This window comes from Pseudomonas sp. CP-1 (genome assembly GCF_021213715.1).
In the GTDB taxonomy this organism is placed as follows: domain Bacteria; phylum Pseudomonadota; class Gammaproteobacteria; order Pseudomonadales; family Pseudomonadaceae; genus Pseudomonas; species Pseudomonas aeruginosa.
In genome coordinates, this window is record NZ_JAJQKY010000003.1 from 397,539 (window position 1) to 417,261 (window position 19,723).

The window sequence follows — 19,723 nt, forward strand, 5'->3', positions numbered from 1 at the left end:
CGAAACCTCATCACAACTTCGGGCGCTTATTGCGGGTTGGCACGGGTGCTGGTCAGCAGCGAACCGAGGCTGGCCGCCTTCGGTTTCACCAGCCAGAACCGACGCAGGTAGTCATCCAGGTTTTCCAGGATGTTCGCGCCCCACTCGCTTGCCGTTTCGTTCACGTACTCGACCAGGACCTTGCGCAGGTGGCTGCGATAGGCCTCCATCGCCTCGCCGCTGATCCGCTGGATTTCCACCAGCTCGTGGTTCACGCGGTCGACGAAAGTGTTGTCCATGTCGAGGACGTAGGCGAAGCCCCCGGTCATGCCGGAGCCGAAGTTGTGGCCGGTCTTGCCCAGCACGCAGACGAAACCGCCGGTCATGTATTCGCAGCAGTGGTCGCCGGTGCCTTCCACCACCGCATGGGAACCGGAGTTGCGCACGGCGAAGCGCTCGCCGGCGGTTCCGGCGGCGAACAGCTTGCCGCCGGTGGCGCCGTACAGGCAGGTGTTGCCGACGATGGCCGATTCCTGGGTCTTGAACGGGCTGCCCTTGGGCGGAGTGATGACCAGCTTGCCGCCGGTCATGCCCTTGCCCACGTAGTCGTTGGCGTCGCCTTCCAGGTACAGATGCAGGCCACCGGCGTTCCACACGCCGAAGCTCTGTCCCGCGGTGCCCTTGAAACGGAACACCACCGGCGTCTTGGCCATGCCCTGGTTGCCGTGCAGGCGGGCGATCTCGCCGGATACCCGCGCGCCGATGGATCGGTCGCAGTTGCAGATGTCCAGCTCGTACTCGCCGCCGCTCAGGCCTTCGATGGCGGCCTTCGACAGCTCGACCATCTTCTCGGCCAGCAGGCCCTGGTCGAACGGCGGGTTTTTCTCCACCTCGCAGAACTGCGGCTTGTCGGCCGGGATCAGGTCACTGCCCAGCAACGGAGCGAGATCCAGGTTCTGCTGCTTGGCGGTCTCGCCGGGGAGGATCTCCAGCAGGTCGGTGCGGCCGATCAGTTCGCCCAGGCTGCGCACGCCGAGGCGCGCCAGCCACTCGCGGGTTTCCGTGGCGATGAAGGTGAAGAAGTTGATCACCATCGCGGTGGTGCCGATGAAGTGGTCCTTGCGCAGCTTGTCGTTCTGCGTCGCCACGCCGGTGGCGCAGTTGTTCAGGTGGCAGATGCGCAGGTACTTGCAGCCCAGGGCGATCATCGGTGCGGTGCCGAAGCCGAAGCTCTCGGCGCCGAGGATGGCCGCCTTGATCACGTCCAGGCCGGTCTTCAGGCCGCCATCGGTCTGCACCCGGACCTTGCCGCGCAGGTCGTTGCCGCGCAGGGTCTGGTGGGTTTCCGCCAGGCCCAGTTCCCAGGGCGAGCCGGCGTACTTGATCGAGGTGATCGGCGAGGCGCCGGTACCGCCGTCGTAGCCGGAGATGGTGATCAAGTCCGCATAGGCCTTGGCCACGCCGGCGGCGATGGTGCCGACGCCAGGCTCGGATACCAGCTTCACCGATACCAGCGCCTGCGGGTTGACCTGCTTGAGGTCGAAGATCAGCTGCGCCAGGTCTTCGATGGAGTAGATGTCGTGGTGCGGCGGCGGCGAGATCAGGGTCACGCCGGGCACCGCATAGCGCAGGCGGGCGATCAGGCCGTTGACCTTGCCGCCCGGCAACTGGCCGCCCTCGCCGGGCTTGGCGCCCTGGGCCACCTTGATCTGCAGGACCTCGGCGTTGACCAGGTATTCCGGGGTCACGCCGAAGCGGCCGGTAGCCACCTGCTTGATCTTCGAACTCTTCAGCGTGCCGTAGCGCGCCGGGTCCTCGCCGCCCTCGCCGGAGTTGGAGCGACCGCCCAGGGTATTCATCGCCTCGGCCAGCGCCTCGTGGGCCTCCGGCGACAGCGCGCCGAGGGAAATCCCGGCGGCATCGAAGCGCTTGAAGATGGCTTCCAGCGGCTCCACCTCGTCGAGCGCCAGCGGCTGCGCGGCGGTCTTCACCTGCAACAGGTCGCGGATCATCGACACCGGGCGCTGGTCCACCAGCGCGGTGTATTCCTTGAACTTCTCGTAGTCGCCCTGCTGCACGGCAGCCTGCAGGGTATTCACCACATCCGGGTTGTAGGCGTGGTATTCGCCGCCATAGACGAACTTCAGCAAGCCGCCCTGCTGGATCGGCTTGCGGTTGCTCCAGGCCTCGGCGGCCAGGAGCTTCTGCTCGTTCTCGATATCGACGAAGCGCGCACCCTGGATGCGGCTGGCGACTCCGGTGAAGCACAGGCCGGTGACCTCGTCGGACAGGCCCACCGCCTCGAACAGCTGCGCGCCACGGTAGGACGCGACGGTGGAGATGCCCATCTTCGAGAGAATCTTCATCAGGCCCTTGGAGATCCCCTTGCGGTAGTACTTGAACACCTCGTAGAGATCGCCCAGCACTTCACCGGTGCGGATCAGGTCGGCCAGCACCTCGTAGGCGAGGAACGGATAGACCGCCGAGGCGCCGAAGCCGATCAGTACCGCGAAATGGTGCGGATCGCGGGCGGTGGCGGTCTCCACCAGGATGTTGGAGTCGCAGCGCAGCCCGGTCTGCACCAGACGGTGGTGCACCGCGCCGACAGCCAGGGCAGCATGCACCGGCAGTTTGCCGGGAGCGATATGGCGGTCGCTGAGGATCAGCAGCACCTTGCCGCCGCGCACGGCCTCCTCGGCCTGGTCGGCGATGTTGCGCACCGCGGCCTCCAGGCCCATCGACTCGTCGTAGTTGAGGTCGATGAAGTGGCGGTCGAAGCCCGGGCGGTCCAGGGTCATGATGGTCCGCCACTTCGCCGGCGAGATCACCGGAGTGGTGAGGATCGCCTGGTTGGCATGGTGCGGGGCTTCCTCGAAGATGTTCTGCTCGACGCCCAGGCAGGTTTCCAGGGACATCACGATGGCTTCGCGCAGCGGGTCGATCGGCGGGTTGGTGACCTGGGCGAATTGCTGGCGGAAGTAATCGTACGGAGAGCGGATGCGCCGGGAGAGGATCGCCATCGGCGTATCGTCGCCCATGGAGCCCACCGCTTCCTGGCCCTGCTCGCCGAGCGGACGCAGCACTTGGTCACGCTCCTCGAAGGTGACCTGGAACATCTTCATGAATTGCTTGAGCTGGTCGGCGTCGTAGCTGGCCACGCCATGGTCGTCGTCCAGGGTCGCCTGGATGCGCAGGGCATTCTGCCGCAGCCATTGCTTGTAGGGATGGCGCGACTTCAGGCGGTTGTCGATGTCGTCGCTGTGCAGGACCTGGCCGGTCTCGGTGTCCACCGCGAGGATCTGTCCCGGACCGACGCGACCCTTGGCGATAACGTCCTCGGGCTTGTAGTCCCAGACGCCGATCTCCGAGGCCAGGGTGATGTAGCCGTTCTTCGTGGTGACCCAGCGCGACGGGCGCAGGCCATTGCGGTCGAGCAGGCAGACGGCATAGCGACCGTCGGTCAGCACGACGCCGGCGGGGCCATCCCAGGGCTCCATGTGTAGCGAGTTGTACTCGTAGAACGCGCGCAGGTCGGCGTCCATGGTCTCGACGTTCTGCCAGGCCGGCGGGATGATCATGCGCAGGCCGCGGAACAGGTCCATGCCGCCGGTGACCATCAGTTCGAGCATGTTGTCCATGCTCGACGAGTCGGAGCCGACGCGGTTCACCAGCGGGCCTAGCTCTTCCAGGTCGGGGATCAGTTCGTTGGTGAACTTGGTCCGCCGCGCCTGGGCCCAGTTGCGGTTGCCGGTGATGGTGTTGATCTCGCCGTTGTGGGCGAGGAAGCGGAAAGGCTGCGCCAGCGGCCATTTCGGCAGGGTGTTGGTGGAGAAGCGCTGGTGGAATACGCAGATCGCGGTCTGCAGGCGCTCGTCGCCAAGGTCCGGATAGAAGGCGGCCAGGTCGGCCGGCATCATCAGGCCCTTATAGATGATGGTCTTGTGCGAAAAGCTGCAGATGTAGTGGTCGCTGTCGGCGGCGTTGGCCACCGACGAGCGGCGCCGTGCGCTGAACAGCTTGATGGCGAAGTCCTGGTCGCTCAGGCCGGCGCCGCCGATGAACACCTGTTCGATCTGCGGCAGGCGCTCCAGCGCCAGGCGGCCGAGAACGCTGGTATCGATCGGCACCTTGCGCCAGCCGACCAGCTCCAGTCCGGCGGCGACGATCTCGCGATTCATGTTCTCGCGTGCCGCCTCGGCTTTCACCGGGTCCTGGTTGAAGAACACCATGCCCACCGCGTATTGCTCGGGCAGGTCGACAGAAAAGGCTTCCCTGGCGACGGCACGCAGGAACAGGTCGGGCTTCTGGATCAGCAGCCCGCAGCCGTCCCCGGTCTTGCCATCGGCATTGATCCCACCGCGGTGGGTCATGCAGGTCAGTGCTTCGATTGCGGTTTGCAGAAGTTGATGGCTCGGCTCGCCCTGCATATGGGCGATCAGGCCAAATCCGCAGTTATCCTTGAACGTTTCAGGATGGTACAGACCTGCTTTCATAAGGAACTCTCACCGGCAAAACTTTTTTAGTCATCTACTTCGCCTGTCACCCGCTCATGCGGCGAGTTTTCGACAGGCAAAGGGAGGCCATTGTACATAGGTGCACAAGGCCTCACAAATTTTGCGGCGAGAAAATGAAATTCAATGTCGCCAAAATGAAAGACGAAACCCACCAGTCATGCTAACGACTAGCGAGTTTCGTCAAGAGGCGACGACAGGTCGGATCAATGCGCCTGGCCGATCTCCTGCTGGATGCTGGCGAAGGTACGCGGCCACGGCTTGCCGGCCTGCACCTTGGACGGCAGTTTTTTCACTGCGGCCAGGGCGGCGGCACGGTTCGGGAAGCTGCCATAGGTGACGACGTAGAACGGCTTGCCTTGCAGGGTTTTCTTGAAGTAGCGGAAATCGCCGCCGCCCTGCTGGCGAATGAACGCCTGGGCATTGGCTTCGGAGCCGGTACCGAGGATCTGCAGGGCGAAGTTACCACCAGACTGGTTGCGATACCACTGGCTTCCCGCACCGCCACCGCTGGCCGGCTTGGCGGCCGGAGCCGGGGCCGGCTTCGCCGCGGCGGTGGTGGCCGGCTTGCTCGCCGCCGGCTTGGCCGGAGCGGGGGCCGGGGCCGGCTTGCTGGCCGGGGCGCTGGCGACCGGCGCGGCCGGTGCCGGGGTCTGCGCCGGAGTCGGGGTCGCCGCAGGCGCGGTCGGTTCGGTCGGCGCCGGCGGCACCGGATGCATCGGCGTGACGCCGTTGTTGGCCAGCGGCGTCACCGGAGGAGCCGAGCTGGAAACGGTAGGCGGCACCGCGGCGGACGGCAGGCCGCCTTCGTCGTCGCCACCTTGCCCGGCGGCCTGGGCCAGCGGCTCGCGAATGACCGGCTGCGACTCGCCGACCAACGGTAGCGGCAACGGCTGGCTGGAGCCGTTGAACTCCACGGCCGGGCCGCTGCCCGGCTGCTGGGCCTGGGCCGGCGTAGCGCCATTCATGGACAATTCGGTAGAGGCGGTCTGCGGCGCCTCCGGCTTGCTCTTGCCTTGCATGAACCAGGCGGCGATCACGCCGATGGCCACGACCGCAAGAATCACCAGATGCTTCTTGGGCAAGTTGAAAGACCCTCCGGTTGCCTTGCGCGCTGCGCCACGATTGGCCAGCATCGCTTCGATCAGGGCATCGCGGGCGACCTGGTTGATCGCTCCCGGCCAGCCTTCCGACTGCTCGTGGATGTCCACCAGCAGGTCGTTGGAAATCAGCTCGATGCCCTGCCCGGCGCCCTCGAGACGCTGGGCCAGGTAGTCGCGGGTTTCCTCTTCGCTGTATGGCTGCAACTCGATGGCATGGAAGCGCTCCTCACCCTCGGAAAACACCTCCAGGCGCGGCAGCAACGACGGCTCACCGAACAGGAATACATGCAGGCGTCCCTCGTTGGTGCCGGAAGCCAGCAGCAACAGCACTTCCAGCGCGCTGTCCTGGAGCTGCTCGGCATCGTCCACCATCAGGTAGACGTCCTGCCCGGTGATCGCCAGCTGCGCCACCTTGGTCAGGATCGCCTCCAGGCTCGCCTGGTTGATGCTCAGGCCCTGCGCCACCTGGCGCAGCAACGAAGTCTCGTCGGCGGCGGTGCGCGCCGAGATCACCACGCTGAGGACCGCATCCTTGTTGGTGCTGGCCACCAGCGCCTGGCGCAGCAGGGTCTTGCCGCTGCCCAGGGGCCCGGTGACCAGCAGCAGGAGCTGGCTGTAGCGGGCCAGATGGTGCAACTGGCCGAGCACCGGCTTGCGCTGCGCCGGGAAGAACTTGAAACCCGGAACGCGCGGCGCGAACGGGTCGTGACTGAATTGGTAGTGGCCCAGGAAGGCCTCATCGGCATGCAAGCTGGTCATGGGACCTCATTCATCTCCAAGCTGGTCGGCCAAGGCCCGATAGTCGGTGCGCAGGGTCGCGTCCAAGATCTCACGGGGAAAATCGCCGGTGACCACGGCATTCCCCAGTCCTTGCAGCAAAACCAGACGCAGGCGGCCATCGAGCACTTTCTTGTCGACGGCCATGTGTTCCATAAAATCTTCCGCCGTCATCTCGGCCGGCGGTACCACGGGCAGGCCAGCCCGGCGCAGCAGACGGATACCGCGATCGCGCTCGGCGGCGCTCAGCCAACCCAACCGATGCGACATCTCGAGTGCCATCACGGTTCCCGCCCCTACCGCTTCGCCGTGCAACCAGACGCCGTAACCTTGCTGGGTCTCGATCGCGTGACCGAAGGTATGGCCGAGGTTCAGCGTGGCACGCACGCCCGACTCGCGCTCGTCGGCGCCCACCACGCGGGCCTTCGCCGCGCAAGAGCGCTCGATGGCCTCGGTGACAACGGTCGGCTCCAGTGCCAGCAAGGCATCCATGTGCGCTTCCAGCCAGGTGATGAACGGTTCGTCGCAAATGAAACCGTACTTGATCACCTCCGCCAGCCCGGCGGACAGCTCGCGGGACGGCAGCGTCTTCAGCGACGCGGTGTCGATGACCACCGCCTGGGGCTGGTAGAACGCACCGATCATGTTCTTGCCCAACGGATGGTTGATCCCGGTCTTGCCGCCCACCGAGGAGTCGACCTGGGACAACAGGGTGGTCGGCACCTGGATGAAGTTGACCCCACGCTGGTAGCAGGCCGCGGCGAAACCGGCCATGTCACCGATGACGCCGCCGCCCAGGGCGATCAGGGTAGTCTTGCGGTCATGCCGCTCCTTCAGCAGGGCATCGAAGATCAGTTGCAGGGTTTCCCACTGCTTGTAGGCCTCGCCGTCGGGCAGCACCACAGAGGTGACCTCGTGGCCTTGCAGTGCCTTGAGCAGGGTTTCCAGATAGAGAGGAGCGACCGTTTCGTTGCTGATCACCGCGACCCGGCGACCGACGATATGCGGCGCGAACCAGCGGGCGTCGCCCAGCAGGTTTTCACCGATGTAAATGGGATAGCTACGCTCGCCTAGATCGACGTGAAGTGTGCGCATGAGGCCCCCAGACAGGAAAGGGCAATAGGATAACGCAATTCGCCGCGCCTCAGCGGGGCGGCAACTTGCGCAGGCGTTCGAGAATTTCCTGGACGACCAGGCGCGGCGGCCTTTCGTCGGTCTCCACCACCACATCGGCGATTTCGCGGTAGAGCGGGTCGCGCAGCGCCATCAGGTCGCGGAGGATCTGTCCCGGGTTGGGCTTCTGCAACAAGGGGCGGTTGCGGTCCCGCGCCGTGCGCGCGATCTGGTGCTCGACCGAGGCATGCAGGTACACAACCCGGCCACCGGCGCGCAGCACCTGGCGGTTACCGTCGCGCATCACCGCCCCGCCGCCGGTGGCGATCACCATGCCGTCGGCGGCGCAGAGTTCGGTGAGCATGGCCTGCTCGCGCTCGCGGAAACCGACCTCGCCCTCGACATCGAAGATCCATGGGATATTCGCGCCGCACCGCTGTTCGATCTCCTTGTCGGAGTCCTTGAACGCGAGATGCAGCTCCTTGGCGAGCAGGCGCCCGATGGTGCTCTTTCCAGCACCCATCGGGCCGACGAGGATCAGGTTGACCACGTTGTTCGATATCAGCGACCGATTGCGATGGCCTGATTATTCATGATCCGCGGTGTCAGGAAAACCAGAAGTTCGTTTTTCACGTCCGAGACCGTATCGCGCCGGAACAGCCGCCCCAGGTAAGGCAGGTCGCCGAGGAACGGCACCTTGTCCACCGACTTGCTCTGGGTGTTGCTGAACACGCCGCCGATGACGATGGTCTCGCCGTCGTTGACCAGGATCTTGGCGTTGACCTCGTTCTTGTTGATCGGCGGTACGCCGTTCAGTGCGCGATCGAAGTCCGGCGCATCCTTGGTCACCTTCACTTCGACGATGATCCGGTTGTCCGGGGTGATCTGCGGGGTCACCTCGAGGGACAGCGCGGCCTCCTTGAACGAGGTGCTGGTAGCGCCGCTGGAGCTGGCCTCCTGGTAGGGTACTTCCTGGCCCTTGAGGATCTTCGCGGTTTCCTTGTCCGAGGTCACGACCTTGGGCTGGGAGACGATCTCGCCGTTGCCGGTCTTTTCCATCGCCGACAGTTGCAGGTCGAGGATGATGTTGTCGGTGATGAAGCCGATGCCGATCCCGGAGGTGGCATCCTTGGCGCCGATGTCGACGAACGGCGACGGCGACTTGCTGGTTCCCGTGGTGGGGAAAGTACAGTTGCCGGCGATCGGGCCGCAGTTCATGCCGTCCTCGTCCTTGATCCCGATATTGCCGTCCTTGCCGTAGCCGTTCCAGTTGCCCTTGTGATAAGCGCCACCCCAGCGCACACCGAGGCTCTTGTCGTAACCGACGTTGGCCTCGACGATGCGTGCCTCGATCATCACCTGGCGCACCGGAATATCCAGCTGCGAAACGATCCGCCGCAGTTCGTCCAGTCGCTCCTGGGGCTGATAGGCGATGATGCTGTTGGTGCGGTCGTCGACGGTGATCGAGCCGCGCCCGCCTTCCTTGCCTTCCTGGCCACCATCGCTGGTCACCGACTGGAACAGCTTGGCGATGTCCGCGGCCTTGGCGTAGTTCACCTGGATCAGTTCCCGACGCAGCGGCGCCAACTCGGCGATCTGCTTCTGCGCTTCCAGCTCCTGGCGCTCACGGGCGGCAATCTCGTCGGCCGGGGCCACCAGCAGCACGTTGCCGAGCTTGCGCTTGTCCAGGCCCTTGGTCTTCAGCACCAGGTCCAGCGCCTGGTCCCACGGCACGTTCTGCAGGCGCAGGGTGATATTGCCCTGCACGGTATCCGAGGCCACCAGGTTCAGGTCGGTGAAGTCGGCGATCAGCTGCAGTACCGAACGCACGTCGATGTCCTGGAAGTTCAGCGACAGTTTCTCACCGGTATAGGCGAAATTGTCCTTCTTGCGCCGATCGGCGTCTTCCGTGGTCATCGGCTTGATGCTGACGGTCAGGCGATTGTCGGTCTGGTAGACCAGATAGTCGTAGAGCCCGCTCGGTTCGATGGTGATGCTGGTACGGTCGGATTGCGCGCTGGCGTTGACGAACTGCACCGGCGTGGCGAAGTCCTTGACGTCCAGGCGAACCCGCAGCGCATCCGGCAGCTGGGTCTTGGCGAAGTCCAGGCGGATCTTGCCGCCCTGTTCTTGAATATCCGGGCTCAAGGTCGGGTCGGACAGGTCGATGACCACGTTGCCCTCGCCCTTTTCGCCACGCTGGAAATCGATGTTGCGGATGGCACGACCCGCCGGCACGTACGGCTTGGGCTTGATCGGCTGGGCATAGCTGGCCGGAGCCGGGCTTGCCTTGACCGGAGCGGCGGAAGCGACGCTGGCGCCGGCCGGCGAATTGCCGACCACCACGAAGAGGTTGTTGCCTTCCACCCGGGTGGTGTAGGACGACAGCGCGGTCAGGTTGATGATCAACCGTGTGCGATCCTTCGCCTCGACCACCGTGACGCTGCGCGTATTGCCCACGCTCAGCTCGCGATTCTTGGTGCCGAGCTTGTTCTGCACCCCCGGCAGATCGAGGGCGATTCGCGCCGGCTGCTCGATGGTATAGCCACGCGGCGCGGCGACGGGCTCGTCGAACTGCAGCTTTAGCTCGACCCGGTCGCCAGGCAGTGCCGCCACGTCGAGTTTCTCCAGGTCCGCGGCGAGCAATGCCGGCGCGAACATGGCGGCCAGCAAAGCGATCCCGAGGCGCGAGAGGCCACTGTTCATCGTCCGACTCCGTTGTACAGACTGCTGTTGGTTATGCATGTTTTTCCCCGCCCTCAGGAGCGTTCCTTGAGAGTCAGGCTGCGCGGACGCTCCAGCCAGTTCCCCTCTCCGTCAGGAACGATTTCGATCACGTCTATTTTTCCTTCGCTGATGCCGACGACCTTGCCGTCGTTGCGCCCCAGGTAGTCCCCGACCCTCACCCGGTGCACGCCACCCGCGCCCTTCACCAGGGCGAAGGTGCCCTGGGCGTTGGACAGGGTGCCGACCATCTCGAAGGTCTCGATGTTGAAGCCTTCCAGGAACTGCTTGACCCGCGTCTCATCGGGCTTGATCACCTTGTTGCCCTTCTGCCGCACGGTCAGGTCGATCTTCACCGGCGGCTGGAACGGGCTGCGTAGCGACGCGGCGCTATAGGTGAAGGCCTCGTACGGCTGGAACTTCGGCAACGGCTCGATGGTGCCCTTGGGTCGGGCGCGAACCTCGTCCATGTAGGACTGCAGATCGGCGAAATCGGAACCGCCGCCGCATCCGGCCAGGCTGGCGAGCAGCAGGCTGCTCAGAATCAGGCGGGCTCTCATTTCTTCAGCCCCTTGTCGTTGTAGCGATAGGTCTTGGCCAGGATGCTCATGCGCAGCTTGGACGTGCTGCCGGGCGCGACCGGCTTGATCTCGAAGTCATGCAGGGTGACGATCCGCGGCAGGCTGGACACGCCGCTGACGAAGGTCGCCAGGTCGTGGTAGCCGCCGACCACGCTGATCTGGATCGGCAGCTCGATGTAGAACTGCTGGGCAACCTCGGGAAGCAGCTTGATTTCCTCGAACTCAAGGCCGCTGCCCAGGCCGGTACGAGTGATGTCCTCGAGCAGCCCGGGTACCTCGGTGTCGCTGGGCAACTGCCGCAGCAAGGCGCCGAAGGACTCTTCCATCTCCTTCATCTGTGCCTTGTAGGCTTCCAGGTTCGCGGCCTGGAAGGCCTTGGTGGAGAACTGCTGCTTGAGCGTCTCCTCTTCCGCGGCCTGCTGTTCGAGCTGAGCCTGCATGTCACTCAGATGGAAGTTGTAGCCCAGCGCCAGGACCGCCGCGGTCAGCAGCACGCAGACGATGACCTTGACCGCCGCCGGCCAGGAACCGATGTTGTTCAGGTCGAGATCGTTGATATCGATCTTGCGCAGACTTTCCAGGGAACTGGCCAGACTCATTTCTTGGCTCCTTGCGCAACCCCATGCTTCGCCTTGGCGTCTTCCTCGCCGGGCTGCGTCTGCTGCACGGTCAGTTGGAACACGTTGGCCTGGTCCACCGCGCCCTGGGTCACCGCCTTGACCTCGTTCAGGGTCGGGGCGGTCAGCCACTCGGACGCGTCCATGTTGCGCATGAGATTGGAAACGCGGTTGTTGGACTCGGCCGCGCCGGCGATGGCGATGTTCTTGCCGGTCATCTTCAGGTCGGTGAAATACACGCCGTCGGGCAAGGTCCGCACGAGCTGGTCGAACACCCGTCCGATGATGGGACGGTTGCCCTGCAGGTCCTGGATGATCTTCATCCGCTCGAGCAATTGCTGGCGCCGCGACTTCAGTTCGCTGATTTCCTTGATCCGGGCGTCGAGTACGACGATTTCCTTGCGCAGGAAGTCGTTGCGGGCGTTCTGGTTCTCGATGGCCGCGGTGAAGTACTGGTCGCCGAGGAATACCAGCGCCGCCGATGCCACCAGGACGCCGCCAAGAATCACCAGGAACTGCTGCTTGCGCTGCTCGCGCAGCTCTTCGCGCCAGGGTAGAAGGTTGATCCGTGCCATCAGTCGAAACTCCTCAACGCCAGGCCGCAGGCGATCATCAACGCCGGAGCGTCGCTGGCCAGGGCGCCGGCATTCACCTTGCCGTTCAGCGCCATGTCGGCGAACGGGTTGGCGACCAGGGTCGGGGTGCCGATCTTCTGCTGGATCAACCGATCGAGATCCTGGATAGACGCCGTACCGCCCGCCAGGACGATGTAGTCGACGTCGTTGAACTGTCCGGCGGCGAAGAAGAACTGCAGCGAGCGGGAAACCTGCTGCACCACGGCGTCCTTGAACGGACGCAAAACTTCGCTGTCGTAGTCATCCGGAAGACCGCCCTGCTTCTTGGCGAGACCGGCTTCCTCCACCGAGAGTCCGTAACGCCGCTGGATCTCCTCGGTGAGCTGGCGACCGCCGAACAGCTGTTCGCGGGTATAGATGGTGCGTCCGTTGTGCAGGACGCTCAGGGTGGTCATGGTCGCGCCGATGTCCACTACCGCCACGGTCAACTGGTCGGTGTCGGCACCCAGCTGGCTGCTCAGCAGCGCATAGGAGCGCTCCAGCGCGTAGGCCTCGACGTCGACCACCTTGGCGGTCAGGCCGGCCAGCGCCAGGGCCGCTTCGCGAACCTCGACGTTCTCTTTCCGACAGGCGGCCAGGAGTACGTCCACGCGCTCGGGATTGCGCGCGGAGAGCCCCTGGACCTCGAAGTCGATGGCGACTTCCTCCAGCGGATAGGGGATGTACTGGTCGGCCTCGATCTTCAGCTGGTTTTCCAGTTCATCCTCGGAAAGCCCGGCCTCCATCTCGATGGTCTTGGTGATCACCGCCGAACCGGCGACGGCGACCACGGCCGACTTCAGGTTGGTTTTCGCCTTGACCAGCACCCGTGACAACGCCTGGCCGACCCCTTCCAGCTCGACGATGTTCTTTTCCACGACTGCATTCGGCGGAAGCGGCTCGACGGCATAGGCCTCCACTTTGTAGCGGCCTCCGGAGCGGCTCAACTCAAGGAGCTTTACCGAGGTCGAGCTGATGTCGATCCCCAGCAAGGTGTTCGCTTTCTTCTTTATGAGCCCTAGCACGACCAATTCCCTATTAGCGTTCAATACTTACGAACGATTCTTCTTTTTTCACATTAGATACCAGAGCCGAAGGCCAGGCAAATGGCTAGGTCACAGAAAAATTGCTTATAATGTGAACAGCTTTTGCCTTTTTCCTGTCCTATTCGCTTAACTCTTTCTTTTTCCTGGAAATCCGAAACTACCCATGCGCCTGCTGAAGTTCCTGTGGTGGACTTGCGTCACCCTGATTTGTGGAGTGCTGCTCAGTTTCAGCGGCGCCTATCTCTATCTGAGTCCCAGCCTGCCCTCGGTGGAAGCTCTGCGTAACGTCCAGCTGCAGATCCCCCTCAAGGTCTACAGCGAGGACGGCAAGCTGATCTCCGAGTTCGGCGAGATGCGCCGGACACCGATCCGCTTCGCCGACATCCCGCAGGACTTCATCCATGCCCTGCTGTCCGCCGAGGACGACAATTTCGCCAACCATTATGGCGTCGATGTGAAAAGCCTAATGCGCGCCGCCGCGCAATTATTGAAAAGCGGTCACATCCAGACTGGCGGCAGCACCATCACCATGCAGGTAGCGAAGAACTACTTCCTTACCAATGAAAGAAGCTTCTCGCGAAAGATCAATGAAATCCTCCTGGCTCTGCAGATCGAGCGACAGCTGACCAAGGACGAGATCCTCGAGCTTTACGTCAACAAGATCTACCTGGGCAACCGTGCCTATGGCATCGAGGCTGCCGCACAGGTCTATTACGGCAAGCCGATCAAAGACTTGAGCCTGGCCGAGATGGCGATGATCGCCGGCCTGCCGAAAGCGCCCTCGCGCTACAACCCGCTGGTCAACCCGACCCGCAGTACGGAGCGGCGCAACTGGATCCTCGAGCGCATGCTCAAGCTCGGCTTCATCGACCAGCAGCGCTACCAGGCCGCCGTCGAGGAGCCGATCAACGCCTCCTACCACGTGCAGACCCCCGAACTGAATGCGCCCTACATCGCCGAGATGGCCCGTGCCGAGATGGTCGGCCGCTACGGCAGCGAGGCCTATACCGAGGGCTACAAGGTCATCACCACGGTCCGCAGCGACCTGCAGAACGCCGCCAGCCAATCGGTCCGCGACGGCCTCATCGACTATGACCAGCGCCACGGCTACCGCGGCCCGGAGACCCGCCTGCCGGGCCAGACCCGCGACGCCTGGCTCAAGCACCTGGGCCAGCAGCGCAGCATCGGCGGCCTGGAGCCGGCGATCGTCACCCAGGTGGAAAAGAGCGGGATCATGGTGATGACCCGCGACGGCAAGGAAGAAGCCGTGACCTGGGACAGCATGAAATGGGCACGCCCCTTCCTCAGCAACAACAGCATGGGCCCGATGCCGCGCCAGCCCGCCGACGTGGCCCAGGCCGGCGACCAGATCCGCGTGCAGCGCCAGGAAGACGGCACCCTGCGCTTCGTACAGATTCCCGCCGCACAGAGCGCGCTGATCTCCCTCGACCCGAAGGACGGGGCGATCCGCTCGCTGGTCGGCGGCTTCTCCTTCGAGCAGAGCAACTACAACCGCGCGATCCAGGCCAAGCGCCAGCCGGGCTCCAGTTTCAAGCCGTTCATCTACAGCGCGGCCCTGGACAACGGCTTCACCGCCGCCAGCCTGGTCAACGATGCGCCGATCGTGTTCGTCGACGAGTACCTGGACAAGGTCTGGCGACCGAAGAACGACACCAACACCTTCCTCGGCCCGATCCCGCTGCGCGAAGCCCTGTACAAGTCCCGCAACATGGTCTCGATCCGCGTCCTGCAGGGCCTGGGCATCGAGCGGGCGATCAGCTACATCACCAAGTTCGGCTTCCAGCGCGACGAACTGCCGCGCAACTTCTCCCTGGCCCTGGGTACCGCGACAGTCACACCGATGGAAATCGCCGGCGCCTGGAGCGTATTCGCCAACGGCGGCTACAAGGTCAATCCGTACGTCATCGAACGCATCGAGAGCCGCGACGGACAGGTGCTGTACCAGGCCAATCCGCCCCGCGTGCCGGTGGAAGAACAGGTCGCTGCGCCGGATGCGGAAGACGCCGGGAATCCTGGCGACCCCGAGCATCCGGAGAGCGCCGAAGGCGAAGGTTCGATCGAAGCCCAGCAAGTCGCCGCCAAGGCCCAGACCACCTTCGAGCCGACCCCGGCCGAGCGGATCATCGATGCCCGTACCGCCTATATCATGACCAGCATGCTGCAGGACGTGATCAAGCGCGGTACCGGGCGCCGCGCCCTGGCGCTGAAGCGCACCGACCTGGCCGGCAAGACGGGCACCACCAACGATTCCAAGGATGGCTGGTTCTCCGGCTACAACTCCGACTACGTGACCAGCGTCTGGGTCGGCTTCGACCAGCCGGAAACCCTGGGTCGCCGCGAGTACGGCGGTACCGTCGCGCTGCCGATCTGGATCAGGTACATGGGCTTCGCCCTCAAGGACAAGCCGATGCACACCATGGCCGAGCCGCCAGGCATCGTCAGCCTGCGCATCGACCCGGTAACCGGCCGTTCGGCCGCGCCGGGCACTCCCGGCGCCTATTTCGAGATGTTCAAGAACGAGGACACCCCGCCCTCGGTCAACGAACTGCCGCCGGGCAGCTTCCCTGGCAGCCCGCTGCCGGATGACGAAGGCGCGCCGATCGACCTGTTCTGAACCGGCGCCTGCGCTTCGTTGACGACGACGGAGCGCGAGGCGCAGGCAAAAAGAAACCCCGCCAAGGCGGGGTTTCTTTTTATCCGGCGGATCGATCAGCCGTTGAAGACTTCGTCCACCGATTTCAGCGGATAGTTCTTCGGATACGGCAGGGTAGCCACGCCGGTCTCGATGGCAGCCTTGGCCACGGCATCGGAAACCACGGTGATCAGGCGCTTGTCCATCGGCTTCGGAATGATGTACTCGCGGCCGAATTCCAGCTTGTCCACGCCATAGGCGGCGCAGACGTCCTCCGGGACCGGCTGCTTGGCCAGGTCGCGCAGGGCCAGGGCGGCGGCGATCTTCATCTCTTCGTTGATGCGCGTGGCACGTACGTCCAGGGCACCGCGGAAGATGAAGGGGAAACCGAGCACGTTGTTGACCTGGTTCGGATAGTCGGAACGTCCGGTAGCCATGATCACGTCGTTGCGGGTGGCATGGGCCAGTTCCGGCTTGATCTCCGGGTCCGGGTTCGAGCAGGCGAACACGATCGGGTTCGGCGCCATGCGCTTGAGGTCTTCCGGCTCCAGCAGGTTGGCGCCGGACAGGCCGACGAACACGTCGGCGCCCTCCAGGGCGTCGGCCAGGGTACGCTTGTCGGTCTCGGTGGCGAACACCGACTTGTACTGGTTCAGATCGTCGCGACCGGCGTGGATCACGCCCTTGCGGTCGATCATGTAGATGTTCTCGACCTTGGCGCCCATGCTCACCAGCAGCTTCATGCAGGAGATGGCGGCAGCGCCGGCGCCGAGGCAGACGATCTTCGCTTCTTCCAGCTTCTTGCCGGCCAGTTCCAGCGCATTGAGCATGCCCGCCGCGGTCACGATGGCGGTGCCGTGCTGGTCATCGTGGAACACCGGGATGTCGCACTGTTCGATCAGCGCGCGCTCGATCTCGAAACACTCGGGAGCCTTGATGTCCTCGAGGTTGATACCGCCGAAGGTGATGGAAATACGCTTGACGGTATCGATGAAAGCCTGCGGGCTCTCGGCGTCGACCTCGATGTCGAACACGTCGATGCCGGCGAAGCGCTTGAACAGCACACCCTTGCCTTCCATCACCGGCTTGGAGGCCAGCGGGCCGAGGTTACCCAGGCCGAGAATCGCGGTGCCGTCGGAAATCACTGCCACCAGGTTGCCCTTGCCGGTGTACTGATAGGCCAGCTCGGCATCGCGGGCGATTTCACGCACCGGCTCGGCGACACCCGGGCTGTAGGCCAGGGACAGGTCCCGGGCGGTAGCGGTGGGTTTGGTCAGCTCGACACTCAGTTTTCCCGGACGGGGTTGTGCGTGATATTCGAGGGCAGCGGTTTTAAGATCGGACATTTGGGCACTTCCGCTTTATTGCTTGTTGGACAGACGGGGCGACCGAGCATACGCAAGAAGACGACGCCCCACAAGATCGTCAGGAGCTGGCTGTCAAGACCTCTAGCGTACGACTTTAAGCCAATCGCCCGGACGGGGTTCACCGCTCGGATAAAGGTCATTCAGCAGACGCAGACGAGCCACGGAGTCACTCAATGACCCCTCGCCGCCAGCCGCCAATTGCTCCAGCGTCTGCCCCGCCTTGACCTGCACCAGATGCAGGCGTCGCGGCTGCGCCAGGGCCCGCTCCTTGTCGCGCAGCGGACGGAAGCTGCGGATCACGCTGAGGAAGCGGTCGTCCTGGGTCTCCAGGGAACCGACCTTGACCACGCCGACGAACAGGTAGGCGCGGTCGCCCTGGTAGATCACAGCAACCCGTCGCGCCGGGTTGCCTGGCACCACCGCCGTGTAGCCGTTCAGCCCGGCCTGCTTCAGCGACTCTTCCTGGGCCAGCCGTTGCCCGGCGTTCTTGCGCAGGAACTCCGCGGGCGTCAGGCGGGAATCATGGGGCACCAGCTTCATGCCGATGAACGACTGCTCGTCCGCCGGATAGCCAAGCAGGGCGCTGGGCTGGTTGAGGATCTTCCAGCCCGCCGGATAGCTCAGGGTGAAGTCCAGCTCGGCATGGTAGAAGTTCTGCCCGCGACGCACCCCGGCCGATGCCGAGTCGCCGAACGGCATGCCTTCCAGATGGCGAAGAAAGACCTCGCGCCCCACTTCCTGCTGTCCGTTGGCCAGCTGCCGGGCCGGGCCGACCACTTCCTGCAGGCGCCGGTCGTTGTCCGGATGGGTATCGAACAACCCGTGGTAGCCGCCGGCCTGTACCGCCTGGCCATTGCGCGCAGCCTCTTCGCGAGCGAAGTCCTCCTGGTTCTTCAGCACCCGCACCACCTGGATCATCGCCGTCGGATCGTAGCCGGCGCGGGCCAGGTACTGGGCGCCGAGACCATCGGCTTCCAGTTCCATGTCACGCCCGTAGCCGCGGACGAAGGCCGTGCCGAGCACGTTGGCCAGGTCGCCGGCGGCGCCGACCCCGGTGCCGATCGCCACCGCCTGGCCAAGGATGTTCCAGGCGCTGGCCTGGCTCTGCTGGCGCACGCTGTGGCGCGCCGTGACATGGCCGACCTCATGACCGAGCACCGCGGCCAGTTCGGCCTCGGAGCCAAGGTAGGCGATCAGTCCGCGATGGATATAGATGTAGCCGCCCGGCAGGGCGAAGGCGTTGATGTCCGGCGAATCGATGACGGTGAAATGATATTGCAGGTTGCTGCGGTGGCTGCTGCGGGCGACCCGCTCGCCTACCCGTTGCACGTAGGCCTGGAGCTTTTCATCGTTGTAGCGGGGGAACTGCTTGAGGATTTCCTGGTTGTAGCGAGCGCCCATGCCGAGTTCCTGCTGCTCGCTCATCATCACGAAATCGCTCTTGCCGGTGGCCGGGTTCACCGCGCAGCCGCCCAGCGCGCCGACTCCCAGCAACAGCAGCAGGAGCCAGGCGGTCTTCATGGCAACCATTCCAGCATCGCCGGATCGGTCACCGACATCTGCCAGCGCGCCTTGCCGGCCGGCACAGCGCCACGGCGGGAACGATCGACCACCCAGCCACGCACTTCCAGCGAACGTCCCGCCATCTGCATCACCCGTTTCGCATCGAACGCCTTGAGCACCTTCGGCTCGATCCGCAGGACCAGCGGACCGTCCATCTCCAGCCAGATACCGCCCCGGTTGCGTTCGACCTCGAGCACCCGCCCGCGGACCACGGCGAAGCCGCTCTGCGCCAGTCGATCGAGCGAAAGCACCGGCGAACGCTTCCATACACCCAGATTAGCCGAACGCGCGGCACGTTCCGCCGCTTGCTGACAGGCCGTCAGCTCGGTGTTCGGCGCGACCGCCACCAGGTAGCCCAGGCCCTCGCCGAGCAGGCGCGCCTCGAGGTTGGCGCCGCTGGCATCGAACAGGTGCGCCAGGGTCCGCCCGTAGTGATCGCGGGGCTGGCGGCCCGGCTGCAGGGCGAGACGCCCGTCGCTGGCCGATACCAGCGCCTGCAGCCGCTGTTTCGCGGCTTCGGCGAAGGGCTCGGTGGTGCGGCCGTTGTGCGCCAGTTCAGGCGCATTGATACCGATCAGCCGCACGCTGCGGCCATCGCGCAGGCGCACGGTATCGCCGTCCACCACCCGCGCCACCTCGACGTTCTGCAAGGCACCGGTAGGCCGGCAGGCCTCCGCCGCACCGGCGAAGGCGGAAACCACGGACATGAAAAAGGCGCCCACCAGGGACGCCTTTCTCGGTACAACGACAAGTAGCATTGCGCGCGTTCGCGGCAAGCGGCTTACTTGGTGGCGCCGAATACGCCGAAACGCTGCTTGAAGCGGTCGATACGGCCGCCGGTGTCCAGCACCTTCTGCTTGCCGGTGTAGAACGGGTGGCATTCGGAGCACACGTCCAGGTGGATCGGCTTGCACAGGGTGGAACGGGTCTTGATGACGTTACCGCAGCTGCAGGTAGCTTCGATAGCTTCGTAAGTCGGATGGATGTCCGCTTTCATGATTCAATCCTCGAGGCGTTGTGTGCCGCCACCCAGCGCGTTTACCAGGCACCGCACGTAATTAAGGGCGTGGATCAT

14 protein-coding genes are annotated in these 19,723 nt (G+C 64.4%); 1 reads left to right on the top strand and 13 read right to left on the bottom strand.

Annotated elements, in window-relative coordinates; all coding sequences use genetic code 11:
• Nucleotides 1–26: 26 nt before the first annotated feature.
• The 9 genes from gltB to pilM form a co-directional block, all read right to left on the bottom strand.
• Nucleotides 27–4,472, bottom strand: a complete 4,446-nt coding sequence (gene gltB / locus LT948_RS08725) for a glutamate synthase large subunit (RefSeq protein WP_033995305.1) — start codon at nucleotides 4,470–4,472, stop codon at nucleotides 27–29.
• Between the two features lie 224 nt (nucleotides 4,473–4,696).
• Nucleotides 4,697–6,352 carry an AAA family ATPase gene (locus LT948_RS08730; RefSeq protein WP_003141778.1) on the bottom strand — a complete coding sequence of 552 codons (1,656 nt, stop codon included), beginning with the start codon at nucleotides 6,350–6,352 and terminating at the stop codon, nucleotides 4,697–4,699.
• 6 nt (nucleotides 6,353–6,358) lie between these two features.
• Nucleotides 6,359–7,465, bottom strand: coding sequence for a 3-dehydroquinate synthase (aroB, locus tag LT948_RS08735; RefSeq protein WP_009314395.1), 1,107 nt, complete (start codon nucleotides 7,463–7,465; stop codon nucleotides 6,359–6,361).
• A gap of 49 nt (nucleotides 7,466–7,514) precedes the next feature.
• Complete coding sequence (aroK, locus tag LT948_RS08740; protein WP_003095833.1) at nucleotides 7,515–8,033, bottom strand: shikimate kinase AroK; 519 nt, start codon at nucleotides 8,031–8,033, stop codon at nucleotides 7,515–7,517.
• An 11-nt stretch (nucleotides 8,034–8,044) separates the two neighbouring features.
• Nucleotides 8,045–10,189: a type 4a pilus secretin PilQ gene (pilQ, locus tag LT948_RS08745; protein WP_033995309.1), complete on the bottom strand. Its 2,145-nt coding sequence runs from the start codon at nucleotides 10,187–10,189 to the stop codon at nucleotides 8,045–8,047.
• Between the two features lie 53 nt (nucleotides 10,190–10,242).
• Entirely contained in the window at nucleotides 10,243–10,767 is a 525-nt protein-coding gene (gene pilP / locus LT948_RS08750; RefSeq protein ID WP_003095836.1) for a type 4a pilus biogenesis lipoprotein PilP, read from the bottom strand.
• Complete coding sequence (pilO, locus tag LT948_RS08755; protein ID WP_003103268.1) at nucleotides 10,764–11,387, bottom strand: type 4a pilus biogenesis protein PilO; 624 nt, start codon at nucleotides 11,385–11,387, stop codon at nucleotides 10,764–10,766. Before pilO ends, pilP begins: the two co-directional genes overlap by 4 nt.
• Nucleotides 11,384–11,980, bottom strand: a complete 597-nt coding sequence (gene pilN, locus LT948_RS08760) for a type 4a pilus biogenesis protein PilN (protein WP_003095839.1) — start codon at nucleotides 11,978–11,980, stop codon at nucleotides 11,384–11,386. The genes pilO and pilN overlap by 4 nt, the downstream gene beginning before the upstream one ends.
• A complete protein-coding gene (gene pilM / locus LT948_RS08765) occupies nucleotides 11,980–13,044 on the bottom strand; it encodes a type IV pilus assembly protein PilM (RefSeq protein ID WP_003110888.1) in 1,065 nt (354 codons plus the stop codon). The genes pilN and pilM overlap by 1 nt, the downstream gene beginning before the upstream one ends.
• Before the next feature lie 184 nt (nucleotides 13,045–13,228).
• Between pilM and LT948_RS08770 the strand changes: the two genes are divergently transcribed.
• Nucleotides 13,229–15,700 (top strand): penicillin-binding protein 1A, encoded by a 2,472-nt coding sequence (locus LT948_RS08770; RefSeq protein ID WP_003095841.1) that lies wholly within the window; start codon nucleotides 13,229–13,231, stop codon nucleotides 15,698–15,700.
• Between the two features lie 95 nt (nucleotides 15,701–15,795).
• On the opposite strand, the gene LT948_RS08775 is transcribed toward LT948_RS08770, so the two are convergent.
• The 4 genes from LT948_RS08775 to rpmE all read right to left on the bottom strand — a co-directional run bounded on the left by LT948_RS08775 (nucleotide 15,796) and on the right by rpmE (nucleotide 19,645).
• Nucleotides 15,796–17,064: a malic enzyme gene (locus LT948_RS08775; protein WP_003095842.1), complete on the bottom strand. Its 1,269-nt coding sequence runs from the start codon at nucleotides 17,062–17,064 to the stop codon at nucleotides 15,796–15,798.
• Between the two features lie 102 nt (nucleotides 17,065–17,166).
• On the bottom strand, nucleotides 17,167–18,606 hold the full coding sequence (locus LT948_RS08780; RefSeq protein ID WP_003095844.1) for a M48 family metalloprotease: 1,440 nt from the start codon (nucleotides 18,604–18,606) through the stop codon (nucleotides 17,167–17,169).
• On the bottom strand, nucleotides 18,603–19,355 hold the full coding sequence (locus LT948_RS08785; RefSeq protein WP_020750880.1) for a thermonuclease family protein: 753 nt from the start codon (nucleotides 19,353–19,355) through the stop codon (nucleotides 18,603–18,605). Before LT948_RS08785 ends, LT948_RS08780 begins: the two co-directional genes overlap by 4 nt.
• Before the next feature lie 74 nt (nucleotides 19,356–19,429).
• Nucleotides 19,430–19,645, bottom strand: a complete 216-nt coding sequence (gene rpmE / locus LT948_RS08790; RefSeq protein ID WP_003095846.1) for a 50S ribosomal protein L31 — start codon at nucleotides 19,643–19,645, stop codon at nucleotides 19,430–19,432.
• Nucleotides 19,646–19,723 lie beyond the last annotated feature (78 nt).

Coding starts and splice junctions, on each gene's coding strand:
- LT948_RS08775 (WP_003095842.1), bottom strand. CDS start 17,064: ATGTCCGATCTTAAAACCGCTGCCCTCGAATATCACGCACAACCCCGT.
- pilN (WP_003095839.1), bottom strand. CDS start 11,980: ATGGCACGGATCAACCTTCTACCCTGGCGCGAAGAGCTGCGCGAGCAG.
- aroB (WP_009314395.1), bottom strand. CDS start 7,465: ATGCGCACACTTCACGTCGATCTAGGCGAGCGTAGCTATCCCATTTAC.
- LT948_RS08780 (WP_003095844.1), bottom strand. CDS start 18,606: ATGAAGACCGCCTGGCTCCTGCTGCTGTTGCTGGGAGTCGGCGCGCTG.
- pilO (WP_003103268.1), bottom strand. CDS start 11,387: ATGAGTCTGGCCAGTTCCCTGGAAAGTCTGCGCAAGATCGATATCAAC.
- rpmE (WP_003095846.1), bottom strand. CDS start 19,645: ATGAAAGCGGACATCCATCCGACTTACGAAGCTATCGAAGCTACCTGC.
- pilP (WP_003095836.1), bottom strand. CDS start 10,767: ATGAGAGCCCGCCTGATTCTGAGCAGCCTGCTGCTCGCCAGCCTGGCC.
- gltB (WP_033995305.1), bottom strand. CDS start 4,472: ATGAAAGCAGGTCTGTACCATCCTGAAACGTTCAAGGATAACTGCGGA.
- LT948_RS08770 (WP_003095841.1), top strand. CDS start 13,229: ATGCGCCTGCTGAAGTTCCTGTGGTGGACTTGCGTCACCCTGATTTGT.
- LT948_RS08785 (WP_020750880.1), bottom strand. CDS start 19,355: ATGTCCGTGGTTTCCGCCTTCGCCGGTGCGGCGGAGGCCTGCCGGCCT.
- LT948_RS08730 (WP_003141778.1), bottom strand. CDS start 6,352: ATGACCAGCTTGCATGCCGATGAGGCCTTCCTGGGCCACTACCAATTC.
- pilQ (WP_033995309.1), bottom strand. CDS start 10,189: ATGAACAGTGGCCTCTCGCGCCTCGGGATCGCTTTGCTGGCCGCCATG.